Raw genomic sequence first — 23208 nt, 5'->3', positions numbered from 1 at the left:
ATCTCCGCTTTCGCCCCCATGCCGGCCCGACGAAACCGCCGAGTGCGGCCCGGCCGATGGCGTGCGTGCGAGTGTTCCACCCGTCAGGTGTCGAAGCGGCGGCGGGAGGACTCGATGTGACCGAGGTACCGGTGGGTCCAGGCACACATTCCATCGACGGTCGCTCGTAGGGCTTGGCCCGGCGTGGTGAGGGTGTACTCGACCCGCGGCGGCACGGTGGGATACACGCTCCGCTCGACCAGGCCGTTGCGCTCCAGCATGCGCAGATTCTGGGTGAGCATCTTGTGGCTGATGCCCTCGATCTCGTTCCGCAACTCGCTGAAGCGCAGGGTGCGTTCACCGAGGGACTCGATGATCAGGAACGCCCACTTGTTGGCGACATCCGAGAAGATCTCCCGCGCCAAAGAGTCCGCGCGCGTCAGGTCTGCTTCGTTGGACGAGCCCTTGAGCTGCTTGGTCACCATCAGGTTCCCCAGTCACTGAAAAGTGCGTTCTTCCATGTCAGCGGCCACTCTCTTACAGTTCCTGAGTAACCGCAAGAGAGCACACGCGTCTCGGTTCTGCGGAAGCGAGCCCACGGGCTTCTCATGACAAGGAGACAGACAGCATGGCCATCACCCTGGTGAACCCCAGCGGACTGCCGGAAATCGATCTGTACCGGCAGGTGTCCATCGGATCTGGGTCGAAGCTGGTCTTCATCGCCGGGCAGGTCGCCTGGGGTGCCGACGGGGTCACGGTTGGCGAAGGTGACCTCGCCGCTCAGGTCGAGCAGTGCTACCTCAACATCGGCACCGCCCTGGCCGAGGTCGGCGCTTCCTTCGACGACGTGGTGAAACTGACCGTCTATTTCGTCGACTGGACACCCGAGAAGATGCCCTTGTTCGCGGAGGGGGTCGCCCGGGCCGCCGCGAGGCTGGGCGTCACCCCGATAGCGCCGCTCACGGGGATCGGTGTCGCCGCACTGGCCGGGCCCGACCTCCTGGTCGAGGTCGAGGCCACCGCGGTCATCGACTGAACAGGTGTTCCTGGCCTGGGCCCCGGGAGCGGCGGGCCGGGGCGACCCCGGCCAGTAGGGACTGCGCGGCCGGGTGGAACAGCGCCCCGCCCACCGGCATCACCACGGCCGCGCAGAGCAACTCGACGGTGCCGATCTTCCGGTTGCCGTACTGCAGCCGGTTCACCCACTGGTTCTCCCGCTTGAGACCGATCCGGCGGGCGAGCGAGGGCCACCGTACCCGCCTCCTTGGGGTAGAGCTCCGCGACCGCGGCGGTCCGCGCCAGGTCATATGACGCCAGATCATCGGTGCCGCCATCGACAGGAAGTGTCGATATTTCGAATTCACGATTTATCCATCCATTAGAAGCGGTATCCGGATAGCTCGCGCTTTACCCTTTCGAGACATGCGTGCTATGCCCCGGGCACTCGCGATCCTTGTGACTGCCGGCGTCACCGTCGGCTCGATCGCGGCCCTCCCCTCAACTCCTGCCGTCGCGGCGCAGGGCACCGTCGTCATCAGCCAGGTGTACGGCGGAGGCGGAAACTCCGGCGCCCCGTTCACCAACGACTACGTCGAACTCTTCAACCGCAGCGCGGCCCCCGTATCGCTGAACGGCTGGTCGGTCCAGTACACCAGCGCGAGCGGAACCGGAAACTTCTCCGCCAACAAGACGGCCCTGACCGGAACCCTCGCGCCCGGCCAGTACCACCTGGTCCAGCTCGCCGCGGGTACCACCGCCAGCGGCTCGCTCCCCACGCCCGATGACGTCGGCACCATCAACATGAGCGGCACGGCGGGCAAGGTGGCGCTGGTCCGCTCCGCCGACGGCCTGGTCTGCAACGGCTCCACCACCCCCTGCACCGACGAGCAGATGGCGCTCGTCGCCGACCTCGTCGGGTACGGCGCGGCGAACTTCTTCAAGGGCACCCCCGCCCCCGCTCTCACGAACAGCACCGCCGGGATCCGCAAGAACGGCGGCTGCGCCGACACCGAGGACAACGGCGCCGACTTCGACGTCACGGCCCCCGCCCCGCGCAACTCCGCCACGCCGCCCGCGCCGTGCGGTGGCGGCGACCCGTCCCCGTCGGCCTCTCCGACCGTCTCCCCATCGGTCTCGCCGTCGGCTTCTCCGACGACCTCGGCCAGCCCGAGCCCCAGCGCGAGCCCGACGCCGACCGACACGTGTGACACTCCGATCACGCACCGGATCGCGCAGGTGCAGGGGGACGGCGACGTCAGCCCGGTCGCCGGGCAAGACGTCCGGGTCGAGGGCATTGTCGTCGGCGCCTACCAGGGGGCCGGCCAGTTCAACGGCTTCTACGTCCAGGACCCGAAGCCGGACAAGGACCCGGCGACCTCCGAGGGCCTGTTCGTGTTCTCCTCGTCGCCGGTCAAGGTCGGTGACCACGTCCTCGTCTCCGGCAAGGCGATCGAGTACAACGGCCTGACCGAGATCTCGCCGGCCACCGCGGTCAACATCTGCGGCACCGGCACCATCAAGCCGACCGAGGTGAAGCTGCCGCTCAAGAAGGGGATCACCTTCGAGCGTTACGAGGGCATGCTCGTCACCTTCAAGGGCGACCTGGCCGCCTCGGAGATCTACAACCTGGGCCGGTTCGGCGAGATCACCCTCTCGGAGGGCGGCCGCCTGTGGCAGCCGACCGACCGCAAGGGTGTGGACAGCGAGAAGGACGCGCGGCGGACGATCCTGCTCGACGACGGTTCCAACGTCCAGAACCCCGCGACCCTGCCGTACCACTCCGAGGGGTCGAACACCGTCCGGCTCGGCGACGAGGTCAAGAACCTGACCGGTGTGCTCACCGAGGGCTTCGGGGCCTACCGGCTCCAGCCGACCCAGCCCGTCGTCTTCGAGCCGGCGAACCCGCGTCCCGCAATGCCCGCGAATGTCGGCGGCGACGTCCGGGTGGCGAGCCTCAACACGCTCAACTGGTTCACCACGCTCAAGTCCCGGGGCGCGACCACCGCCGTCGAACGGGACAGGCAGCTCGCCAAGCTGGTCGCCAACATCATGGGGCTCGACCCTGACGTGGCCGGGCTGATGGAGATCGAGCGCAACTCCGACGTGGCGCTGAACGCCCTGGTCGACGCGCTCAACGCCAAGGCCGGCGCGGGCACCTACAAGGCGATCACCCACCCCAACCCGGGCACCGATCTGATCCAGACCGCGCTGATCTACAAGCCGGCCAAGGTCACCCCGGTCGGCGCGGCGCAGTCCTCTCCCGACCCGGTCTTCAACCGGCCGCCGCTGGTTCAGACGTTCCGCAAGGCGAGCGGGGACGGCCAGACCTTCACCGTGCTGGTCAACCACTTCAAGTCCAAGGGCTGCAGCGACGTCGACGGCGCCGCCACCGGTGCCGACGCCGACCAGGGCGACGGCCAGAGCTGCTACAACGCCAAGCGAGTCAAGCAGGCCCAGGCCATGCTGGCCCTGATCGACGACCTGAAGCTCCAGAACACGCTCGTCCTCGGCGACATCAACGCGTACGGCGAGGAGGACCCGATCCACGCTCTGGAGGTGGGCGGGCTGACCAGCCTGAGCAAGAAGTACGTCTCGGCGAAGGACCGCTACAGCTATGTCTTCAACGGTCTCTCCGGCGAGCTCGACCACGCCCTGGCCGACCGGAAGCTGAGCAAGCTGGTGACCGGTGCCACCATCTGGCACATCAACAGCGACGAGGGCCGGTTCATGGACTACAACACCGAGTTCAACCCGCCGTACCTGTACGCGCCGGACGCCTACCGCTCCTCCGACCACGACCCGCTGCTGGTCGGGTTGAACCTCTGACGGAGCGGTTCTCCACGCCTTGACACGAGGCCCGCGGGTCGTGGCACGGAACCCCGTGCCGCGACCCGCGGGTTTTCGGCGTGTCGGCAGAAGGCGCCCCTGATGGTGATGACGGCTGACCGGCGCGACCCCTTCTGTGATTACTAAGAGTAGTTATGGACATACATACAGTTATCAACACCGAAGGGGATCAGTATGAGCGAACAGGAACAGAACGACCAGCAGATCGCGGACGCGCTCCGGGCCGCGCCGCCCATCATCCTGGCTCCCGGCCCCAGGGAGGCCCCCACGCAGCTCCCACCGCCGCCCGACGACGTGTGGTCTCTCCCCGGCGGCGCCGCCTGGGTGTACTACGGGGAGGGCAACGACAGCCTGGTCAGGCCCGTGATCATGGCGGACGGCTTCAACACCGGGCCCAGCACCCCTGAATTCTCCTGGAATGCCCTGCAGTTCAGCGGATATCCGCTCATCGGCGAACTGCGAAAGCGCGGCAGGGACGTCGTCCTGCTCGGTTTCACCGAACGCAGCGCATCGATTCTGAACAACGCGAACACCGCCATCGCGGCGATCCAGGAAGCGATCGCACGGCGGCTCGGTGGCCACCCGCTCACAGTCGGCGGCTTCAGCATGGGCGGCCTGGTCGCCCGGTACGCCCTGGCCAAGTTGGAGAGCCAGAGGCTGGACCACCAGACGGCGCTGTACTTCTCCTACGACAGCCCGCACCGTGGCGCGTGGATTCCCATCGCCCTGCAGGCGTTCGCGCACTACATCCGCAGGCTCGACAGCCGGTTCTCCGACCAGATGAACAGCCCGGCCTCGCGCCAGCTGCTGTGGCGGCACGTCGCGGAGTGGCAGGACGCGCCCGCCACCGCCAAGGAGCGGACCGAGTTCCTCGCCGCGTTGGAGGGCGTCGGCGGCTGGCCGCGCATCCCCCGGCTGATCGGCGTCGCCAACGGCGTCGGCTCGGGCAAGGGCAACGGCGTGAAGCCCGGCAAGACCGCCATGCGCGGCACGGGTCTGGCCGTCACCGGCACCGACCTGCGCGCCCAGTCGACGGGAACCGACTCGCTGGTCGCCACCCTTCGCGTCGTGACCTTGCAGCGCCCGGATATCCACGCCACGGGCATGCCCGACATCGACGGCGCCCCCGGCGGAACGCTGGAGGGCTTCGGAATCCTCGCCGACGAACTCAACAAGCTCACTCACCTCGGCATGGCCGTCGACAACCCGATCCGCTCGCACTGCTTCGTCCCGGCGGTCAGCGCCGTCGCCATCCGCGACATCGCCACCCACGACGATCTGTACGTCGACATCAACAGACTCTCTCCTGACGACAGCGAACTGGACGACTTCAAGCTCGCGTCCAAGAACGAGGGGCACACCACGATCACCGAGGAGCTCAGCTCCTGGATCATCGACCGGCTGCCTTAAGCCGTGTCTGACAAATCAAGCCCTGCTGCGCACGGCCCAGTATTTGTCAGACACTCCCTAGTTCGGCAGCTCACAAACACGCGGAGGGCGGGATCCCCGAGATCGGGGGTCCCGCCCTCCACTGTTGCCGTTACCAACGCTGTGCCCGGCGACGACCCGAAGCCGATCCGTACGCGGAGGCCGACGCGCATTGATGCGAGGGGGCGAGCGTTTCCGCCGGAACGCTCGATAACAGTTGACGCGTTCGCCGCGGCTGCGGGCATGGAGCCTGCGCCTGCCGCTCGTCGCCGCGGCGTCGGCCACCTGATCGGGAGGACTTGCGCCGGCATCGGCTCCGTCCGGGAGCACGCAGGCCGGTCCTGGCGTGGTCTATCGGGCGCCCTCGCGTCGCATGCGGCGGGTGGCCGTGGGCATCGTGGCCAACGGCTGTGTGGGCGGCGCTACGGAACGACGGTGACCTCGGGGAACCTCGGTGACGGGCCGCAGGAAGGCCGGAAAGGCGTAGCCGACCGCGGCGAGCGATCCAGCGCCAGCCAGTGCCCGGGCCGGAGTCGCCTGATCATCGGCTGATGCGGTTGGGCATGCGGTTCGGCGTGCACGGCCCAAGGGTAGGGACGCTCAACTCCGGCCGTCACGTCACATCCGGCCGGTCAGGAAGGCGGGCGAGTGTTCGTCGTGGCCTTCCTTGACCGACGGTAATAGGAGAAGGTGACGGCGAACAGCAGAGGGCCCCAGGCGATCAGAGGGAGATAGCAGACTTCCAGTACGGCACGTCCCACAGGGGAGAAGATCTCGTCCAACCCCGAGCCGATCCCGAGGACCAGCCGGAGGACAGCCCACGTACAGACCAGGGTGATGAAGGCGGCGCCCAAACAGGCGGGGACGACCGCGGCCAGCGGCCGCACCCTTCGGCCGCCGAGGAAGGGGATCCACCTCGGCACCACTTCACCCCACGGCCGGACCAGACCGAGGGTCAGCAGCGCGGCCAGCTCGCTGACCACGCTCAACCCGAGGATGTAGTACGGCTCCCAAGGCAGGAGCTGGATTCCGCCGGCCGGCACGTGGGCGGCGTACCCGATCGGAACACCGGTCACCAGCGCGACGCGCCACAACCCCGACGGCAGCGTCAGCAACGGAATGGCCTGCGCCGTACGGACGGCCCATCGAGGCGGTGGCGCGACGGCTACGGGAACGACTTTGTCCATGGTCACGAACATCAGGCTGCTCGCCGGCGACGGGTCCCGCCTCCCCCCAAGGGGCCAGGGATCTCCCTCGCGTGGGGGAGACCCGAGCACCGTCCGGATTTCTGGCATCCACGGGGTTCAGTTGTCGGCGGTGAGCCCTTCGGCGATCTTCTTCAGTTCGGCGTCGATCGCCTCGGCGCCGGTGAACTTCTTGGCGTAGACAGGGCTGAACATGATCTCGGCCCGTCGCTTCTCGCCCATGTTCAGGAAGATGGTCGGGGTGCTGTCCGATGCGGACATCCTGCGCTTCATGTCCACCGTCTACGGCGCCCACATCACCACTCACGACCACCCGAACGGATGGGCGCCGCCTGCCGAAGAGGAGGACGCGTGCCGGCCGCACAGCACACCGGTGTCGAAGACGGCGTCGGCCTGACCGCCCTCATGGTCGCCGCCGCGCGGGCGATCGAGACCCACCGGCCCGACGCCCTGGCCCGCGACACCTACGCCGAGCACTTCGTTCGCGCGGCCGAGGCGTCCGCGGCCTGGCCGGTCCGCCCGGCGGAGGTGCCGGACGGCGATGGGAACCCCTTGTGGGGCAGGCTGGGACGGTACTTCGGGCTGCGCACCCGGGTCCTCGACGACTTCCTCGTCCGCTCGGCCCACGCGGGCGTCCGGCAGGTCGTTCTGCTCGGCGCGGGCCTCGACACGCGGGCGTTCCGGCTCGACTGGTCGCCGGACCACACCGTCTACGAGATCGACCGCGACGGCGTCCTGGCGTTCAAACGCGACGTGCTCGACGGCCTCGCCGCCGTCCCGACGGCCACGCGCCGTCCGAGGTGACTCAGACGCGGAGGACCCCGTGCGGGAGGGCGACGGCTTCGCGGCCGTTCGGCGCGCGAACGGTTCGTGCAGTCAGCAGCGCGTCGACGACCGCTTCCTCCACCGACTCCAGGACGGCGGCGAAGACGGTGTCGAGCTCGACCGGGCTCAATGTTCTGGGGGCGTCAGAGGGCTCGGCGGAGAAGGCCAGCCCGTAGTCGCCGCTGCCATGGCTGTACGAGGCGCCGACCCTGCCCAGGGCGAAGACGCCCCTGGCCGCGATCCGGGACAGTTGCAGGGCACTGCACGGAACGTCGAGGGCAACCACGACGACGCAGGAGCCGCGCTCGCAGGAAGGTCCCGCTCTCCTCAGACCCAGGCTCTCCGGAGTGATCGTGCGGCCCAGGAGCCGCAGGTCTCCGCCCATGTTCGCCTGGACCAGCACGCCTACCGTCGTCTCGCGGCCGCGCAGGGACACCCGGCGTGAAGCCGTACCGATGCCCGCCTTGAAGCCGAGCGCGCAGGCGCCCGTGCCGCCGCCGACGTTGCCCATCGCCACCGGCCCGTCGGATGCCCGGTCAAGGGCGGCATAGACGTGCTCAGCGGTGACCGCGCGCGGGTCTCCCGTCGACAGCCAGCCGTTGTTGACCTCGCCGACCACCGGGTTCACCGAGACGATCGGCTCGCTGCGGCGGTCGATGAGCCAGCTCAGCAAGCTGTCGGCGACCCGGAACGTGGACAGAGTGGACGTCAGCAGGATGGGCGTCTCCAACTCGCCGAGCTCCATGACCTGCGTGGCACCCACGAACTTCCCGTAGCCGTTGCCGACGTGAAGTCCGGCGGGGACGGCACGAGCTTGGTCATCGGTCAAAGAGGCCGGCACGATGGCGGTGACGCCCGAGTAGACGCCCTTGTTCTCGTCAACGACGGTGGTTTGTCCGACGAGGATTCCCGCCACGTCTGTGATGGCGTTGAGCGGCCCCGGATCCAGACGGCCGACCACGTGCCCGAAGTCCCGCAAGCGTCGTTGCTCCATGTAAGTCACCCTTCTCGCTTATAGGTTGATCAGCATGGCCAACGAGCATGATGACTCGATTCAGGCGGCGATCGCGGGAGAGATCCGTCTTCTTGATCGGGAGGTTCGTACCTCGGCGGTGCTCATGGGTGAGCTTATGGACCCTGAGTTCACTGAGATCGGGGCTTCTGGGCGTCTCTGGGATCGGCGCTCTCTTATTACCGCGATTTCTCAAGATCCGGATCCATCGGTGGTTCCGATCGCGGTGAGCGACATGGAGGGCAGGCTTCTTGCCCCTGGGATCGTCCACCTGACTTATGTCTCCGACGGCAACGGCCGCCGAGTGCGTCGGAGCTCCATATGGCGGCACTCAGAGCAGGGGTGGCGGGTGTACTTCCATCAGGGGACGCTGAGCGCTGAATGAGGGTCTGCCGGACCGCCTGACCCCCACCCTTCGGCGGCAAACTGTGATTTACGTCACATCACAGGGCTCGGGGTTGTCCGACACCGCTCGCTGACTCCTGACGACCCTCGTGCGGTGATCAGCAGAAACGAGGCGAGAGAGGCGGACCATCTGAGGCGTCTGCAATTTGGGCGGCGGTTCCCGTTGAATTCCTCTCCTTCTTTTGGCCTTCCCTCACAGTAATCATTCAGGTTAGCTTTCCCATAATCCCTTTACTGACGCATGGAACGCGGATGCTGTCCTACGACAGACCAAGGAGTTTCCGATGAAGCGCATCATCGCCGCTGGTGGTGCGGCGGCCGGCCTCCTGGCCGCCGCCATCGTCACCACCCCGGCCCACGCCGCCGACAAGATCGCGACCGACGTGCTGGCCGGCACTCCCTTCGCCGCCAACCAGATCGCCCAGTTCTGGCTGGGCGAGAAGGCCGCCAACCTGATCGGCGCCAGCCCCTACGGTGTGGAGACCAAGCCCGTCTCGGCCAAGCTCGTCTCCAAGGGCGGCCCCGCTCCCGACAGCAAGCCCGGCATCGTGCCCGCGATCGGCGACGAGAAGAAGTCGACCGCCAGGTCCAAGAACGTCAACCTGCCCAAGACCACCGGCAAGGTGTTCTTCCTCGGCGCCGACGGCAACCCGCACTGGTGCTCGGCCACTTCGGTGCAGGCCGGCTACCGCAACCTGGTCGCCACGGCCGGTCACTGCGTGTACGACACCGGCAAGAACGCCCACGTCCTCGACAAGTGGGTCTTCATCCCCGGCTACTACAAGGCCAAGGCCCCGTGGGGCATCTACGTGGGTAAGCAGGCCTTCACCCACTACGACTTCGACGTCTACGAGGACGCCGACCGCGACTACGCGTTCGTGACGGTCTACAACGGCGTCACCTTGGACGGTGCCTCGGAGGTCAAGGAGGCCGAGGCCGCCAAGTACGCCGAGAACGTTCGCAAGGTCGTGACCAGCACCTTCAAGACCAAGGAGGAGCTGGACGCCTTCCTGAAGGCGAACCCGAAGGCCAGCGACAAGTCCACGAAGGAGACCAAGACGACCTACGAGGTCGACAAGACCAAGGTCGTCCCCAAGGGCACCGAGCACTCGACCCTCAACGAGAGCGCCACCGCTGACGAGTTCCTGTCCTTCAACCCGGGCAAGAGCGACAGCGACGACGGTGGTTGGGCCGCCGGCACCGGCGTCACCACCGTCGAGATGGACCCCAAGGACTACGAGGGTGACCCCAGCTACCACAGCGAGGACAGGAAGACCCTCTACTTCTACAAGAAGGTCAACGGCGAGACCAGGTACTACAAGCGGACTTTCTGGGTGAACTACGGCTTCAAGGCCACCACGAAGGAGGTTTGGACCCACAAGGCGGAGCGTTACTTCGTCGTCGCGCTGCGGGACATCGGCCGCCTGGGCGACAACGTCGGTGGTCAGGGTCTGGCCTACAACCAGAAGGTCGGCAAGCCGGTCTACGTGTTCGGTTACCCGAGCGGGTCGCACCCCGACGGCAACTACGCCTTCACCGGCCACACGCTCAAGTGGACCTACGGCAAGACCTTCGCGGTCCAGGCCCCGGCCATCAAGGGCGAGGAGCTCGTCGGGACCAAGTCGTCGTTCACCGGTGAGGGCGCCCTCGGCTCCTCCTGGCTGGTGAACTACAGCAGCGGCCGTCGTCTGGGCTACCTGAACGGTGTGACCATCGGCGTCTCCGACACCGACAACAACAACCGTTACGACACCAGCTACTCGCCGTACTTCGACGGCGAGTTGTACGGCGTCTACAAGTCCGCGGCCAACCTCTGGTCCGGCAAGATCGTCTGAGCCTCGCTCGCGCGATCCTGAGCCGGGGTCAACTCCCCGGCTCACCCCAGCACAACGAAGAAGGGCCCGGCAACCAGCCGGGCCCTTCTTCGCATTCGGCGCGGTCAGGATTGGGCGAACAGCCGGTCGTAGGCGTCCGAGTGCCGGCGACCGGCCATGAAGGTCAGGAATCGGCGGACGAACTCGGCACGGGTCAGCTGCTCGTCACCGTCGTCGGCATCGCCGCTGTCGCCCGGGTCGTGATCGAACGCTGTGCGGAAGAGAACCCGGTACTCCCGCGCGTCGATGATCTCGTTGCCGTCCGTATCGGTGACGTCGAACAGGACCTCGGCGACCCTGATGAGGGCGGAGCTGGTCATGGCGGCGGTCGCCGCGGCGTACTCGTGGCCGGTGATGCGCCCGTCGCCGTCGGTGTCCAGCTCTGTCTGCAGCTCTCGCCACCAGTCGGCGAAGGCGGTGAACAGGCGGTCCTCGTCCTGGGTGTCCAGGTCGAGACGGGTGGCGATTTCCCGGGCCATCGCGGCGAGGTCGGGCCAGTCGAGGTAGCCGTTGCCGGTCTGGTCCAGGACCTCGGAGAAGAACCGAGAGGCCGACCGTAGCGTCGAGTCGTCGGTGGCGGCCGTCCTCGGGACGGGCGTGAGGAGGCGGAGAAGCGCCCCTGCCTTCGCCGCGCCGCGGCGCAGCCCTGCCAGGGCGTCGCCGCCCGACGGAGGAGCGTACGTCGGGTCGAGCATGGTCATGACCGTGTCCAGCCGTGTCCACGCCTCCGGCAGCAGTTGCGTCGCGAGCCTTGTGGACAGGTAGGCGGTGTGAATCAACGTGCGTGTGCCCGGCAGCTCGGGAAGCCCCAGCCGTGCGCGAAGAGGCTCGGGCAGCGACGCCACGGTGATCGCGGTGGCCACGGGGCCGGCGAGCGCCCTGCCCGCCGCCCACACGGCCGGACGGTCGCGTAGCAGAGGAGGAGCGGGTACCTGCGCGAACAGGCGGTCGAGGATGATGTGAACCGCTTCGGTGTTCTCCAGCCGCTCCTCGATCATGAATTCGTAATAGCGCCAGAACTCCCGCAGCGTGGGCGGAAGCTGCCCTCCGTCGGGGTCCATCATGGCGAGGAGCGCCCGGAACTCGGAGTAGAGCCGGTCCAAGGCCGGGCCATCGAGGGACTCGCCGCTCAGCCGGCACATCACGACCGTGGACTCGAACATCGTCGCCACCACCCAGGCGCGCGCCTCGGGATCTGCCGCGTTGAACGGGCGGCCCTCGGCGTCGGTGCCGGTGATGCGCGTGTGCAGGCGGTTGAGCCGGGCCGCCTCCCGCTGTCGCACCCGCTCGTCGGGGTCGACCATCCGCTGTGTGCTGAACACGGTGTTGCGCAGCCGCCGCCAGGGATGTGCGACGAAGGTCGAGTTGGTGATCAACGCCGCGCCGATCTGCGGATGCGCGGCCTCCAGGACGATGGCCCGGGTCGCCACCAGCCCCCAGCGCGTCTGGTGGGCCAACTGGTAGAGCATCGATCCCGGGCCGAGCGGATCGGCGGGGTCCGCGGGCGTGCTGCCGTCGTCGGTCCCAGCGGGCGCGGCGTCGCTCATCGAATCTCCTTGAGTGTGGAGAGCCCGGGCTTCAGCCCTGGGGAGTAAGTCAACAAAGTCCCTTTCCGGTCGCGGTCGGTACCTGTACGCCGCCGAACCGGCGGTCCCGCCGTCGGTAGTCGTCCAGGCATTCCCAAAAGTGCTCGGCGCGGAAGTCCGGCCACAGCACCCGGGGGAAGATCCATTCGGCGTAGGCCACCTGCCAGAGCATGAAGTTGGAGATCCGCTGTTCCCCGGAGGTGCGGATGACCAGGTCCACCTCCGGCATGTCGGGGTGGGGCAGATAACGGGCGAAACTCTCCTCGGTGACCTGCTCGGGCGGCACTCCGTCGCGGATCAGCGACCGGGCGGCCTCGACGATGTCGCGGCGTCCGCCGTGATCGAACGCCACCGTCAATGTCATCCGGCGGTTGTCGCGGGTCAGCGCCATCAAGTCAGCGATGTCTCGGGCCAGCGGCAGCGGGATCCGGGGGTCGGTGACACCCAGGAAACGGCATCGGATCCCGCGCGTGTGCAGTGTCAGGGCGTGTTTCCGGATGGCGCGCCGCACCAGCCGCAGCAGGACGTCGACCTCGGCGGCCGGGCGCCGCCAGTTCTCGGTGGAGAAGGCATACAGGCTCAACCACTGAACGCCGGCCGTGTGGGCCGCCTCGATGACATCGATCACGGCGGCCTCGGCCGCCTGATGGCCCGCGGTGCGGGGCAGCGACCGCTGTGCGGCCCACCGGCCGTTCCCGTCCATGACGCACGCCACATGATGAGGCAGGCCTCTCACACCGCCCGCCCTAAGGAGGAGGACATCACCGCTCCCGTCGTTCGCCGAATCCTCAAAAGCGCGCAATGGGAAACCATGCCGCACCTACCACAATGACCTGCCGCGCCAACTATTACCCTGTAATCAGTCAACTACACATTGAAATCGACTGAGGTCGGGCCGCGGCCGGACATGTGCGAGGAGGCCGGCTCAACCGGCTCGCCGAGCTGCTCAAGCGCCTGCTTCTCCACGTCGAGAACCGGGACGGGCCGGCGAGGTGAGCCGGGTGCCCGGCCGAGACGCCTGACGGGCCGTCCGCGTGGCCATGGTGTCAGGGCTCGGTCCTCGTCGGGGGCAGGGCGCAGACCGGACGGGCTCACCCCGGAGCCGAGGCCCCCGCCGGAGGCACATGGCCGTGACCGTTGCCTGCTCCCGCCGGCGTGACGATCTCTGCGGAAAATGCATTGCACCCTCAGCTGATCCCTCATAGCGTGATCGCATGTACTGCACATGTTTCATGCGTCTGCGCAGCGGCCGGGCTCTGGCTCGCTAGCTTCGCAGGACGCGAGCCCAGGGCCCGTCGAGATCCCGTTCATCTCGAGGACCCGAAAGGGCTTTTGCTGTGGCGCAGAACTTCGCGCACGGAAATTATTCGCACACCCAGAAGAAGGCCAGGAACAGCGGTGGCGGTCGCACGCCCAGAGATCGGGCGCGGCGTGAGCTCTCGCAGAACTTCCTGGTCGATCGGCATGCCGTAAAGCTGCTGGTCGAGAGGGCACGGCCGAGCGGTCTTGTGCTCGAGCCCGGCGCCGGCGAGGGAGTGCTCACGATGGCGCTGGACAGGGCGGGTGCCGAGGTCGTGGGCTACGAGGTGGACCCGCTGCTGGTGGCCAAGCTCAGGGCCAGGACCAAGCTGAAGATCGTCAAGGGCGACTTCACTGCGATGCGGCCGCCGAGCGAGCCGTTCGCGGTCGTGGGCAACATCCCGTACTCGATCACCTCCGAGATCGTCGACTGGTGCCTGCGGGCGCCGCAGTTGACGTCCGCCACCTTGGTCACCCAGTTGGAGTACGCCCGCAAGCGCAGCGGCGACTTCGGCAGGTGGAGCCTGGTGACGGTGGAGAGCTGGCCGTGGTTCTCGTGGGAGCTGCTGGGCAGGATCGGCAGGGAGAGTTTCAGGCCGGTTCCTTCCGTCGACTCCGCGATGCTGCGGATCGAGCGACGGCCCGAGCCGCTCGTCGACGACGGCGGCGCGTGGCAGGAACTGGTGGAGCTGGGCTTTTCCGGTGTCGGCGGCTCACTGTACGCCTCGCTCAACCGGCACTACGGCGGGGTGGACGCGGCCTTCGACCGAGCGGGCCTCGCCCGTGACACGGTGGTGGCGTTCGTCCATCCCGACCAGTGGGTCACGCTCTTCACCTCCCTGCAGCGCTGAGAAGGGCGGCGGCCCGGTTCACCGGCTTGGCCGTCGCCCGGGGGTGGCGGTCGCCGACCTCGGCTTCGCCGACCAGGTTGGTCAGAGCCTGGTGCGGTACGCCTCAAGGCGGTTGGCCAGTTCCTTCGGGTGGCCGAGCATCGGGCAGTGATCACCAGGCATTTCGTCCGGTTGGAAACCGAGACGCTCGGCGACGATCCCGCGTATGAACTCGGCCGGGAAGAAGCGGTCGTCGGCGGCCAGCAGGAACCTGGTCGGCACATCCGGCCAGGAGGCAAGCGGCCACGGCTTGCCGAATGGGGTAGGCGCCTGGTGCCGCTGGTGCCCGGCTACGAACTCGGCGGCCAGGTCAGTCGGGGTGTCGTGCAGCACGAGGGAGAATGTGTCCTCCTCCGTGCCGCCCCCGATGTCCCCGGCCACCGGCGATCAGTAGCCGCACCGGCCTGGTGCCGTACGCCGCCGTGGTCACCCCGACGTACGTGCCGACCGCGTCCGGGTGTATGTACACCGCATTTGTGATTATTTATACTCGCGGGTGATTGTTTCGGATGAGTGGCCAGGTAACCGATTGTGCGGGACGACCGCGGGGCGGACCTGGGAGGTGGCGTGCTCGTCAGCGATGTCATGACGGCGTTCCCGGCCTACATACGGCTCGGCGCGACCATCCGGCGGGCGGCCGAGGTGGTCAGCGTGTCGGAGGTCGGCCAGTTGATGGTCCTGGACCACGACGGCCGGTTCGTCGGGTCACTGTCCGAGGAGGACCTGGTGCGGGCCATGCTGCCCGGCTTCGACGACGTGACCGCCGCCGGCGGCACGCTCGCCGACGCGTTCCAGGTTTTCCTGGAGCGGGGCCGCGCCCTCGCCGACCGCGTCATCGACCCCCTCGTCGTGCGCGACGCGGTGACGGTCCGATCGGTCGACGAACTCGCCCGGGCGGCGATCGTGATGATCGACCGTGGGATCCGAAGGCTTCCCGTGGTCGACGATGGGACCCTCGTGGGCACACTGTCCCGGGCGGATCTGTGCCGGGCGGTGATCTACCATTCCTGAGCTCCGGCTGATCCTCACCGATCGGCACACCCGCGAGGCCAGCGAGCGGGTGTGCGCGCTGCCGGCCACTCTCGGCCGGGACAGCGGTGCGGCGGCGGTGGTGCTGGACGACGGCACCGTCTCCCGGCGCCACGCGCGGCTGGAGGTCGTCGACAACCAGCTGGTGCTCACCGATCTCGGCAGCTCCAACGGAACCTACGTGAACGACACGCGCGTGACGCGCCAGGTGCTGGTCCCCGGGGATCGAATACGCATCGGCCGATACGAGCTGACGTGGACGTTCCTCGACCCGGAGGTGACGGCGCTCGTCGATCCGGGCCAGATGACCGTGCTGCGGCCGGTTGCGCCGCCGCGCGTCGCCGCACGACGCGTGGTGGAGGCCGCCGAGGCGCACAACCGGCGGGTCGGGCACGAACTCGACGGATTCCTGTCGCTTGCGCACGGATTTCTGCCGGCCGAGCCGCCGCTGCTGGCCTTCCCGGAATCGCACCGAGCCTGGGACGAGATGACCGACCGGCTCCCCGACCTGTTCCGTCGGCTGTCGCTGCGCCGGGCGTTCGACGCGATGCCGGTGCTCGACGCCCGGCCCGAGGCGTTGCCCGACCGATACCTGTTGCGCGCCTCGACGTTGCTCGGCGTTTTCGCCCACGCCTATCAGTACATGGCGATCGATCCGCCGACCGCTCTGCCCGAGTCGCTGCTGCGACCGTGGACCACGGTCTCGCGCCGACTGGGCAAGAAGATCCCGGCCGTCTCCTACATCGATCTGTTCTTCTACAACTGGCGGCTGCGCGATCCCGCCGGGCCGCGGGCGCTGGACAACATGGACCTGCTCGTGCCGACCTGGAACAACGCGGCGGAGCGGGTGTTCTACCTGGCCACCACCGAATTCGCGATGGGGATCACGCCCGTGCTGGGCGCCATGCTGGATGCTCAGGAGGCCGTTGTCGCGGACGATCCGGCCGCCTTGGAGAGCGCGTTACTGGTGATCCTCGACCGGCTGCAGCACGTCACCCAGGCCATTTATCCGCAGATCGATCCCAACCCCCGCGCCCGGCATCCGCTCGACCAGGTGCTGTGGGCCAAGACGGTCGGCACCGCGGGCGTCCCGATCTTCGACGGCGCACCCAGCCCGAGCGGCACCGCGCAACCGCAGATCCACGCGCTGGACGCGTTTCTCGAGCGCCGGGACTACGGGTCGCTGGTCGGACAACAGAGCGTCTACCTTGCCGGTTTTTTCCCGCGGCACTGGCAGGAGCTGGTGGCCGCGTTGCGCGAGGTGTCGGTGCGCCAGTACGTCGAGGACACCCGCAACAGCACCTTGCGCGGCATCTACAACGCCATGCTCGACGCCTACGTGGGCGACCGCGGCTGGATGGGCCTGCACCGCATCAAGGCGTACGGCTTCCTGGAGGTGGCGTTCAAGGTCGGCCGGCAGGTGACGACCGGCGCCCGGTTCACCGGACTGTTCAAGGACCGGACCTGGGACAAGGTGGACGACCAGCTGGCCGTCGTCCGCGATGAGCGCCGCCCATCGGTGGGTCCGCCGGTGGTGTTCGGGACCGCACGTCGGGGCCGTGTCGTCACCGGAGAGTCCGGCGCCTGGACCTGTTATCTGGAGATCGACGTCACCGGGCAGGGCGTGCACCACTTGCCCGGTGACCGGGTTGGCGTGCTGGCCGAGAACGACGACGAGTTGGTGCGCCGCACCGTCGCCGCCCTGCAGGCGACCGGCGACGAGCTGGTGCGGCTCACCCCGAAGTGGCGAGCGGCGGTGGCCTGCCGGGCAGGCTACGGCGAGGTCGACGTGCTGCCGCTGCGGACATTGCTGCGCTTCGCCCGGCTCCGGCCGATCGGACGGGAGGTGGCGAAACGGCTGGTGAAACTGACAGCCGTGGGCCCGTGGCAGCGGGTGGTGGACGCCCGCATGGAGGACCAGTGGGAGCTGTGGGACGTCCTGAACCTCTTGTACGCGGGCGGATATGACGTCACCCGGCTGTGGAAGGCCGATCCAGGCGAGGACGACGCGTTCTGCGCGGTGATTCCGCCCGAGCCGTTCCGGCTTTATTCAATCGCCTCAGCACCGCCGCCCGGCCAACCGGCCACCACGCTGCAGCTGGTGGTCGCCGGCCTCGACTACACCTCCGCCCGGACGCCGTGGTCGTACCCCCGGGAACGGCAGGGCACGGCATCGCATTTCCTGCGCCGGGCGAGCGTCGAGGGTCGGCACCGGCTGTCGCTGCAGATCGTCTCCACGCCCCGGTTCCGGCTGCCGGCCGATCCTGCCCGGCCCGTCGTCATGTTCGCGGCCGGTTCCGGGGTCGCCCCGTTCCTGGGGTTCGTTGCCGCGCGCACCGGGTCGGGCGAGAATCGGCTCTACCTGGGGATCCGTACCCCGGAGGATTTCGTCGACCACACGGACGTGGCCGCGGCGGCGGCCGCGGGCCGGCTGAAACTCTCCGTCGCGTTCTCCCGCGCCGATCACGCGATCGGATTCGACGGCCGGCGCCACGTCGTCCAAGCCGGACAGCGGCGCCGGGTGGACGACGTGATCCGCGCCGAGGCGGACGCACTCTGGGAGCTGTTGCGGTCCACCGACGACGGCGGTCGCGGCGCATTCGTGTACGTGTGCGGCAGCGCACGGTTCGCCGTCTCCGTTCTCCAGGCATTGACCGACATCGTGCCCGGCGACGGCCGCGAATTCCTCCGCCGACTGGTGGCCGACGGACGTCTGGGCCAGGACGTCTTCACCACCTATCTGGGCCACGCCCAGCAAGGTCCCCGCTTCGAGGTGTCGGATCTGGCGCAGCGCAACACCTCCGACGCGGGCTACTGGATGGCGATCGGCGGCGCGGTGTTCGACGTCAGCGAATTCCTGCACCTGCACATCGGCGGGCCGCACATCATCCGCAACCACGTCGGGCTCGACGCGACCGCGGCGTATCGAAAAGTGCTGCATCACGCGCAGGCCGAGATCGACGCCCAACTCGCGATGTACCAGATCGGCCATCTGCGCCGGCTGCAGTTCGGCGACCGGTGGGGCGTGGTGCTCACCGAGGACGGTCTGCACGCGCTGCCGCTGGAAGAACTGTTCCGGACCTGGGTACGGTTCGTGTACCTGCTGGTCGGCATGGAAAACGCGTTGTCCGCCGACTACGGATTCACCACGTCGGTCACCACGTTGGGCGAAGATCCCCGGGAGCTGACGCCCTTCAAGGCGCAGTACGTCCTCGAGGCGCATCGGCGGTTCCTGGTCAGCTATCTGGACGGGCTGGTGCACGAGGACCTGCGCACCCTGTGGCAATTCACCGTCGGCTTCTGCGACCCGCACCTGGACATCCGGTCCTTCGACACCGATCTCGCCGCCATGTCCGCGCGGTCGGATGTCGGGCTGGTCCGGCATTCCGTATCCGCCGTTAAGGGGCTACTGCTCGCCGGGGACGACTTCCGGCGGGTCACGGCGCTGTGCCGCATCTACGCGCACGTCGACGTCCAACTGCTGCGCGACCTGAAAACTGCTGTGCTGGAAGGAATCCGGGCGTTCGAGATCCACGAGGCCGACGTCGTCGAGCAGGCGGGAGCCACGCTGCTGAACGCGGCGCGCGAGGCGCTTGCTGCGGTCTCGGCCTACTATCAGCGCCTCGCCGAGCAGACCCACGGCCAGGGCATCACCGCCGACGGTGCGGTCGAGGAGACGATCCCGGAGGACCGTGGCCTGCCCGGCCACGGCGGTCCACTACCGCTTCCCGATTGACGCTCGAGCGCGACAAGGGATCAGCGGCGCCGATCCGCCGTACCGGCACCGACCTGGCGTCGAGGTGGCTGCGTCGGCCGACCCCTGTCGGAGGGGCCGGCAGCGACCTGCGTTCCGCAGTTCCGGGCTGACCTGAGCCTGTGGGGTGCGAGAACGGCCGAGATCCGTGGCGAGTGCCGAGCTTCTCCCATAACTTGACGCCTCGCGTTCTTACCCAGACGAAGGCCGCCGGAGGCAGAACTCTGCCAGTGGTGCGCGACTGACCTTCCTTGTTGATGTACCCCGCCATCAGACCCGCCTGAGATTATGAGTGAATGATCTCTCTGACGACTGATCGTCTCTTACTGCGTAGGCCAAACGAGAGCGATATCGACCCGCTCGCGGAGATGAACGCCGACCCGGAGGTCATGCGCTATATCGGCGATGGGTCGGTGTTGCCGATGGATCGTAATCGGACTGCGGGTGGTATCGCCCGTGCTCATGAAGAATGGGAAGAGTGTGGCTTCGGCCTGCTCTCCGTGATCCTGCGAGACACTGGGCAGTTCGCCGGGTGGGTGGCGCTGACGGTACCGGCCTTCCTTCCTCAGATTCTTCCGGCTGTCGAGATCGGGTGGCGTCTGAGTCGCCGTCATTGGGGATGGGGCTACGCGACGGAGGCGGCAGGGGCCCTACTGCGATTGGGCTTCATCGACCGTGGTCTCGATCGCATCGTTAGCATCCGGCACGTCGATAACCTGCGCTCGAAGCGAGTCATGGACAAGATCGGTATGCGGTTGGGGTTCGAAACCGTAGTGCCTGCGCATGGCACGCCTGTCGCGGTTCACGAGATCACTCGGGCGGAGTTCGATGCATCTCGAGGTGAGGTGGACGGGACCGGTGCACTGTCTGAGACGTAGCGCGGCAGCCGGAAGGTCAGCTGGTCGGTGGGGATCGGGTCCAGGTTCATCCTGCCTCCAGTACTGAGGGGTCGAGTTCGGTGGCCGAGCGGAAGCCCGCCAGGCCCAGGGTGAGGTCGAGTTCGGCGAGCAGGCTCCGGACCACGTGCCGGACGTATCGCTATGTTCTCCTCACCCTGCCCCTGGGCGGCCGTCGGCGGCCCATGCGTCCCGATGACGACCTCTCCCTGCGCGGGCTCGCTCTCATGGACAGCATGAGCTTCAGATATACAAACGATCGGTCGTTAATGTAGTTTGTGCCCATGACACAAGACGGTCGGCGGCTGCGCGGGTTGCGCAGCCGCGAGGCGATCCTCGAGCAGGCGGTGGGCCTGGCCTCCGTCGAAGGGTTGGACGGACTCTCCCTGGGACGACTGGCGACGGCGACCGGCACCAGTAAGTCCGGATTTTTTGCCCATTGGCGTGACAAGGAGCAACTACAGCTCGACGCCGTGGACTGGGCCGGCCGCCAGTGGGCCGAGCGGGTGGTGGCGCCCGCTATGAAGGCCCCGGCCGGGGTGCGGCGGCTGTTCGCGCTGCACGAGGCGCGGCTGAGGTTCTACGGCGAGGCCGTGCTTCCCGGCGGGTGCTTCTTCTTCACCGTCCAGGCCGAGTTCGACGACCGTCCCGGCGCGGTGCGCGATCGCGTCGCGCGCGCCATGCGCGAGTGGCAGGAGTTCATCCGGCGGCAGGTGGCGCAGGCCATGGCGCTGGGCGAGCTCGCCGAGAGCGTGGATGTGGCCCAGCTCGCGTACGAGATCGACGCCCTCGGGGAGATGGTGATCATCCACTCCCGCCTGCATGACGGGCCCGCCTCCCTCGTCCACGCCCGCCGCGCCGTGCTGCAACGCCTGCGCGCGCTCTGCCCCGACCCAACGCTTCTCCCGGAGGATTGATCATGACTGAAGACGGCGTGCACGAGCCGGTCCAGGTGCATTTCGACGATCTCGACGCCATGGGCCTGTTGCACAACTCCCGGTACGCCTTGCTGGTCGAGCGGGCGATCGGCGCGTATTGGCAGCGCCTGGGCTGGGCGCCGGATCCGGCCAGGTCGGCGTTCAAGGACGTTTTCCTGGCCGTACGCGAGTTCAAGGTGACCTACCACGTGCCCATCGCGGGGGCGGGCGAGCCGCTGGTGCACTTCTGGATCGAGCGCTTGGGCCGCACCAGCGGCGTCTACGGCTTTCGCGTGCTGTCGGCCGATCGCGCGGTGGTACACGCCGACGGCTACCGCGTCAACGTCAATCTGGATCCGGCCACACTGCGGCCCGCGCCGTTCAGTGATGAACTGCGTACCGCCGCCGAACCCCTGCTCAGCCGAACGGCGGCGGCATGCTGAGGTCCCGCTGGATCGCCGGCCCGGCGGCCGACCAACCGGGTCCACTGGTCGCCGCGCTGACGGACTACTGCATGAACCGCCTCCTCGACCTGCCCGGCATAGCCCGGCACGGCCTGTCGCTGAGCCGCCTGTGGCCGGCGCTGCCCGGCGCGGTGGGCATGTGGCTCTGGGCCGACTTCACCGGACGCCGGGTCGGCTCGCTGTCGGTGTGGCGTGGGGAAGACGATCTCCATGCGTTCGTACAACTGCGACCACACGTGCAGATCATGCGCGAATATCGCCACCGGGGCACGCTCCGGTCCCGCACCTGGCAGATCGACACGCTGGACCAAGCCGCCTTGTGGGCCCTTCATTCGGGTCCATGCGATGAGCCCCAAATGCGCTCTGCGTGACAACGGCTACTTCGTGTTCAAATGACGCGCCGACGTACCGCACGCCACGCGAGCACCGTCCGCACCGATCCCTGGGGCAGGCCGCTCCGCTGTGAGCCCTGCCCGCTTCGGTCGAAGCCGATATCGAGGTCACCCGCCGCGATAGGGCCATCACGGAGGAATCGGACCGAGAATCGATCACGAGAAATCACGCGGTGGATCCAGGCTGAGCTCGGGCTGATGGGCGATTCGCAATCCCAGGGCGACAGCCTCTCAGTAGTACTGGGTTTGTCGTACCTGTCTGGCATGATCGCTTGCTGTTCGAGGCAGCTTGGCCAGATCTGATGGGAGTTACAGGTAATGGCCAGTGATGATGTCCGGGAGCGTGCCGTCCAGCCGGAGGATCTCAGCCGGTTCATCGTGGAGCGGCTCAACGCGGGCGACGTTGAAGGGCTGGTGGCGCTGTACGAACCGGACGCGGTGCTGGCGTTGCCGAACGGCCAGGTCGCCACGGGCAGCCAGGAGATCCGCCAGGCGTATGAGCATCTGGTCGCAGACAAGCCCACCTTCGCTCCTGGGCAGCAGCAGCCCACGCTGCGTAACGGCGACCTGGCGCTCACCTCGGTGCGCCTGCCCGACGGCGGTGTCACCGTCGAGGTGGCCCGTCGCCAGGATGACGGCACGTGGCTGTGGGTGATCGACCAGCCCAGCCTTCTGGGATAGGTCAGAGCCAACAACCTCCAGCAGGGTCTGCCGGGTGAGCTGGAGGCGGGACACCAGGTGCAGGGCGACCTCCACGCAGCATCAGACCGCCGTAGACCTGCTCGACCACCCACCGCTTGGGCAGCGGCGCGAACCCTCTGATCTGCGGGTTGCGGTGGACGGCCTCCACTGTGCTACCGGGATCGTCCGTAGTGTTCCGGCCTTCAGGCCGGGGTGAAGCGGACTCTCCCGCGTAGAGGGGCAGGAAAAGCCGATTCGCCGTCATGGTGAACCGGCGTCTGGGTGGCTCAGACAGGGCGGTTCTGCTGCTCGATGTACTGGCGCAGGACGCTGATCGGCGCACCGTCCACGCTTCCGGCGAAGTAGGAGCCCGACCACAGCTTGTTCGCCCGGTAGTAGTGGCGGGCCAGGTCGGGGAACTCGGTGCGCATCCGCCGGGAGGACACCCCTTTGAGTGAGTTGACGAGCCTGGACAGGGCGACCTTGGGCGGGAAGTTCACCCGCAGATGCACGTGATCGGCCTCGCCGTTGAACTCGGCCAGCTCGCACTCGAAGTCGGCACACACGTCCCGCATGATCTGCTCCATGCGTTCCAGGTGGGTGCCGGTGAACACCGGATGCCGGAACTTGGTGAGGAAAACCAAGTGGGCGTGCAGGCCGAAAACGCAATGCCTGCCTGTTCTGATATCTCCACGCTCGGCCATACACCAAGAGTAGGATCACGGT

23 protein-coding genes and 1 pseudogene are annotated in these 23208 nt (G+C 67.7%); 15 read left to right on the top strand and 9 right to left on the bottom strand.

Annotated features, from left to right (window positions below):
* Positions 1-83 precede the first annotated feature (83 nt).
* On the bottom strand, positions 84-464 hold the full coding sequence (locus QSK17_RS23100; protein ID WP_285707208.1) for a winged helix-turn-helix transcriptional regulator: 381 nt from the start codon (positions 462-464) through the stop codon (positions 84-86).
* A 143-nt stretch (positions 465-607) separates the two neighbouring features.
* Here QSK17_RS23100 and QSK17_RS23095 point away from each other — a divergent pair, with 143 nt between their 5' ends.
* Positions 608-1015, top strand: coding sequence for a RidA family protein (locus QSK17_RS23095; protein WP_285707207.1), 408 nt, complete (start codon positions 608-610; stop codon positions 1013-1015).
* Here the strand turns inward: QSK17_RS23095 and QSK17_RS23090 are convergent.
* Complete coding sequence (locus QSK17_RS23090) at positions 1005-1181, bottom strand: hypothetical protein (RefSeq protein ID WP_285707206.1); 177 nt, start codon at positions 1179-1181, stop codon at positions 1005-1007. The genes QSK17_RS23095 and QSK17_RS23090 overlap by 11 nt on opposite strands.
* Positions 1182-1401: 220 nt before the next feature.
* On the opposite strand from QSK17_RS23090, the gene QSK17_RS23085 reads away from it, so the two are divergent.
* Together QSK17_RS23085 and QSK17_RS23080 are read left to right on the top strand one after the other, a co-directional pair.
* The gene (locus tag QSK17_RS23085; protein WP_285707205.1) at positions 1402-3804 is read left to right on the top strand and encodes an ExeM/NucH family extracellular endonuclease; all 2403 of its coding nucleotides are present in this window, start codon (positions 1402-1404) and stop codon (positions 3802-3804) included.
* Between the two features lie 195 nt (positions 3805-3999).
* Complete coding sequence (locus QSK17_RS23080) at positions 4000-5235, top strand: lipase family protein (protein ID WP_285707204.1); 1236 nt, start codon at positions 4000-4002, stop codon at positions 5233-5235.
* A 650-nt stretch (positions 5236-5885) separates the two neighbouring features.
* Here the strand turns inward: QSK17_RS23080 and QSK17_RS23075 are convergent.
* Entirely contained in the window at positions 5886-6440 is a 555-nt protein-coding gene (locus tag QSK17_RS23075) for a hypothetical protein (RefSeq protein WP_285707351.1), read from the bottom strand.
* A gap of 117 nt (positions 6441-6557) precedes the next feature.
* Complete coding sequence (locus tag QSK17_RS23070) at positions 6558-6680, bottom strand: hypothetical protein (RefSeq protein WP_285707203.1); 123 nt, start codon at positions 6678-6680, stop codon at positions 6558-6560.
* Here QSK17_RS23070 and QSK17_RS23065 point away from each other — a divergent pair.
* The gene (locus QSK17_RS23065; RefSeq protein WP_285707202.1) at positions 6679-6855 is read left to right on the top strand and encodes a hypothetical protein; all 177 of its coding nucleotides are present in this window, start codon (positions 6679-6681) and stop codon (positions 6853-6855) included. The two genes, QSK17_RS23070 and QSK17_RS23065, sit on opposite strands and share 2 nt — an antisense overlap.
* Positions 6810-7262, top strand: coding sequence for an SAM-dependent methyltransferase (locus QSK17_RS23060; RefSeq protein WP_285707201.1), 453 nt, complete (start codon positions 6810-6812; stop codon positions 7260-7262). Before QSK17_RS23065 ends, QSK17_RS23060 begins: the two co-directional genes overlap by 46 nt.
* 1 nt (position 7263) lies before the next feature.
* Here the strand turns inward: QSK17_RS23060 and QSK17_RS23055 are convergent, their stop codons facing one another.
* Positions 7264-8277 carry a P1 family peptidase gene (locus QSK17_RS23055; protein ID WP_285707198.1) on the bottom strand — a complete coding sequence of 338 codons (1014 nt, stop codon included), beginning with the start codon at positions 8275-8277 and terminating at the stop codon, positions 7264-7266.
* Positions 8278-8311: 34 nt separating this feature from the next.
* Between QSK17_RS23055 and QSK17_RS23050 the strand changes: the two genes are divergently transcribed.
* Together QSK17_RS23050 and QSK17_RS23045 are read left to right on the top strand one after the other, a co-directional pair.
* The gene (locus tag QSK17_RS23050; protein WP_285707197.1) at positions 8312-8680 is read left to right on the top strand and encodes a nuclear transport factor 2 family protein; all 369 of its coding nucleotides are present in this window, start codon (positions 8312-8314) and stop codon (positions 8678-8680) included.
* 304 nt (positions 8681-8984) lie between these two features.
* Positions 8985-10535 carry a trypsin-like serine peptidase gene (locus QSK17_RS23045; protein ID WP_285707196.1) on the top strand — a complete coding sequence of 517 codons (1551 nt, stop codon included), beginning with the start codon at positions 8985-8987 and terminating at the stop codon, positions 10533-10535.
* Between the two features lie 104 nt (positions 10536-10639).
* Here QSK17_RS23045 and QSK17_RS23040 read toward each other — a convergent pair whose 3' ends face one another.
* The gene (locus QSK17_RS23040) at positions 10640-12121 is read right to left on the bottom strand and encodes an oxygenase MpaB family protein (RefSeq protein ID WP_285707195.1); all 1482 of its coding nucleotides are present in this window, start codon (positions 12119-12121) and stop codon (positions 10640-10642) included.
* 49 nt (positions 12122-12170) lie between these two features.
* A complete protein-coding gene (gene uppS, locus QSK17_RS23035) occupies positions 12171-12875 on the bottom strand; it encodes a polyprenyl diphosphate synthase (RefSeq protein WP_285707350.1) in 705 nt (234 codons plus the stop codon).
* 622 nt (positions 12876-13497) lie between these two features.
* Here uppS and erm point away from each other — a divergent pair.
* Positions 13498-14310 carry an ErmE/ErmH/ErmO/ErmR family 23S rRNA (adenine(2058)-N(6))-methyltransferase gene (gene erm / locus QSK17_RS23030; protein WP_285707194.1) on the top strand — a complete coding sequence of 271 codons (813 nt, stop codon included), beginning with the start codon at positions 13498-13500 and terminating at the stop codon, positions 14308-14310.
* An 81-nt stretch (positions 14311-14391) separates the two neighbouring features.
* Here the strand turns inward: erm and QSK17_RS23025 are convergent, their stop codons facing one another.
* Entirely contained in the window at positions 14392-14730 is a 339-nt protein-coding gene (locus tag QSK17_RS23025; RefSeq protein ID WP_285707193.1) for an alpha/beta fold hydrolase, read from the bottom strand.
* Positions 14731-14916: 186 nt separating this feature from the next.
* On the opposite strand from QSK17_RS23025, the gene QSK17_RS23020 reads away from it, so the two are divergent.
* The 7 genes from QSK17_RS23020 to QSK17_RS22990 all read left to right on the top strand — a co-directional run bounded on the left by QSK17_RS23020 (position 14917) and on the right by QSK17_RS22990 (position 22482).
* Positions 14917-15360: a CBS domain-containing protein gene (locus tag QSK17_RS23020; protein ID WP_285707191.1), complete on the top strand. Its 444-nt coding sequence runs from the start codon at positions 14917-14919 to the stop codon at positions 15358-15360.
* Positions 15361-15409: 49 nt separating this feature from the next.
* Positions 15410-19114 (top strand): FHA domain-containing protein, encoded by a 3705-nt coding sequence (locus QSK17_RS23015; RefSeq protein WP_285707190.1) that lies wholly within the window; start codon positions 15410-15412, stop codon positions 19112-19114.
* Positions 19115-19428: 314 nt separating this feature from the next.
* Positions 19429-20010: a GNAT family N-acetyltransferase gene (locus QSK17_RS23010; protein WP_285707189.1), complete on the top strand. Its 582-nt coding sequence runs from the start codon at positions 19429-19431 to the stop codon at positions 20008-20010.
* A 302-nt stretch (positions 20011-20312) separates the two neighbouring features.
* Positions 20313-20945, top strand: coding sequence for a TetR/AcrR family transcriptional regulator (locus tag QSK17_RS23005; protein WP_285707187.1), 633 nt, complete (start codon positions 20313-20315; stop codon positions 20943-20945).
* Positions 20946-20947: 2 nt separating this feature from the next.
* Positions 20948-21388 carry an acyl-CoA thioesterase gene (locus tag QSK17_RS23000; protein WP_285707186.1) on the top strand — a complete coding sequence of 147 codons (441 nt, stop codon included), beginning with the start codon at positions 20948-20950 and terminating at the stop codon, positions 21386-21388.
* Positions 21382-21780, top strand: coding sequence for a hypothetical protein (locus QSK17_RS22995; protein ID WP_285707185.1), 399 nt, complete (start codon positions 21382-21384; stop codon positions 21778-21780). Before QSK17_RS23000 ends, QSK17_RS22995 begins: the two co-directional genes overlap by 7 nt.
* 339 nt (positions 21781-22119) lie before the next feature.
* A complete protein-coding gene (locus tag QSK17_RS22990) occupies positions 22120-22482 on the top strand; it encodes a YybH family protein (RefSeq protein ID WP_285707184.1) in 363 nt (120 codons plus the stop codon).
* Positions 22483-22743: 261 nt separating this feature from the next.
* Here QSK17_RS22990 and tnpA read toward each other — a convergent pair.
* Positions 22744-23186 (bottom strand): annotated as a pseudogene (gene tnpA / locus QSK17_RS22985) (IS200/IS605 family transposase).
* Between the last annotated feature and the right edge of the window lie 22 nt (positions 23187-23208).

Origin of the sequence: Microtetraspora sp. NBRC 16547 (assembly GCF_030268965.1) — a bacterium.
Lineage (GTDB): Bacteria > Actinomycetota > Actinomycetes > Streptosporangiales > Streptosporangiaceae > Microtetraspora.
The sequence above is the reverse complement of the archived record's forward strand: the minus strand, read 5'-3'. Positions and strand labels throughout refer to the sequence as shown.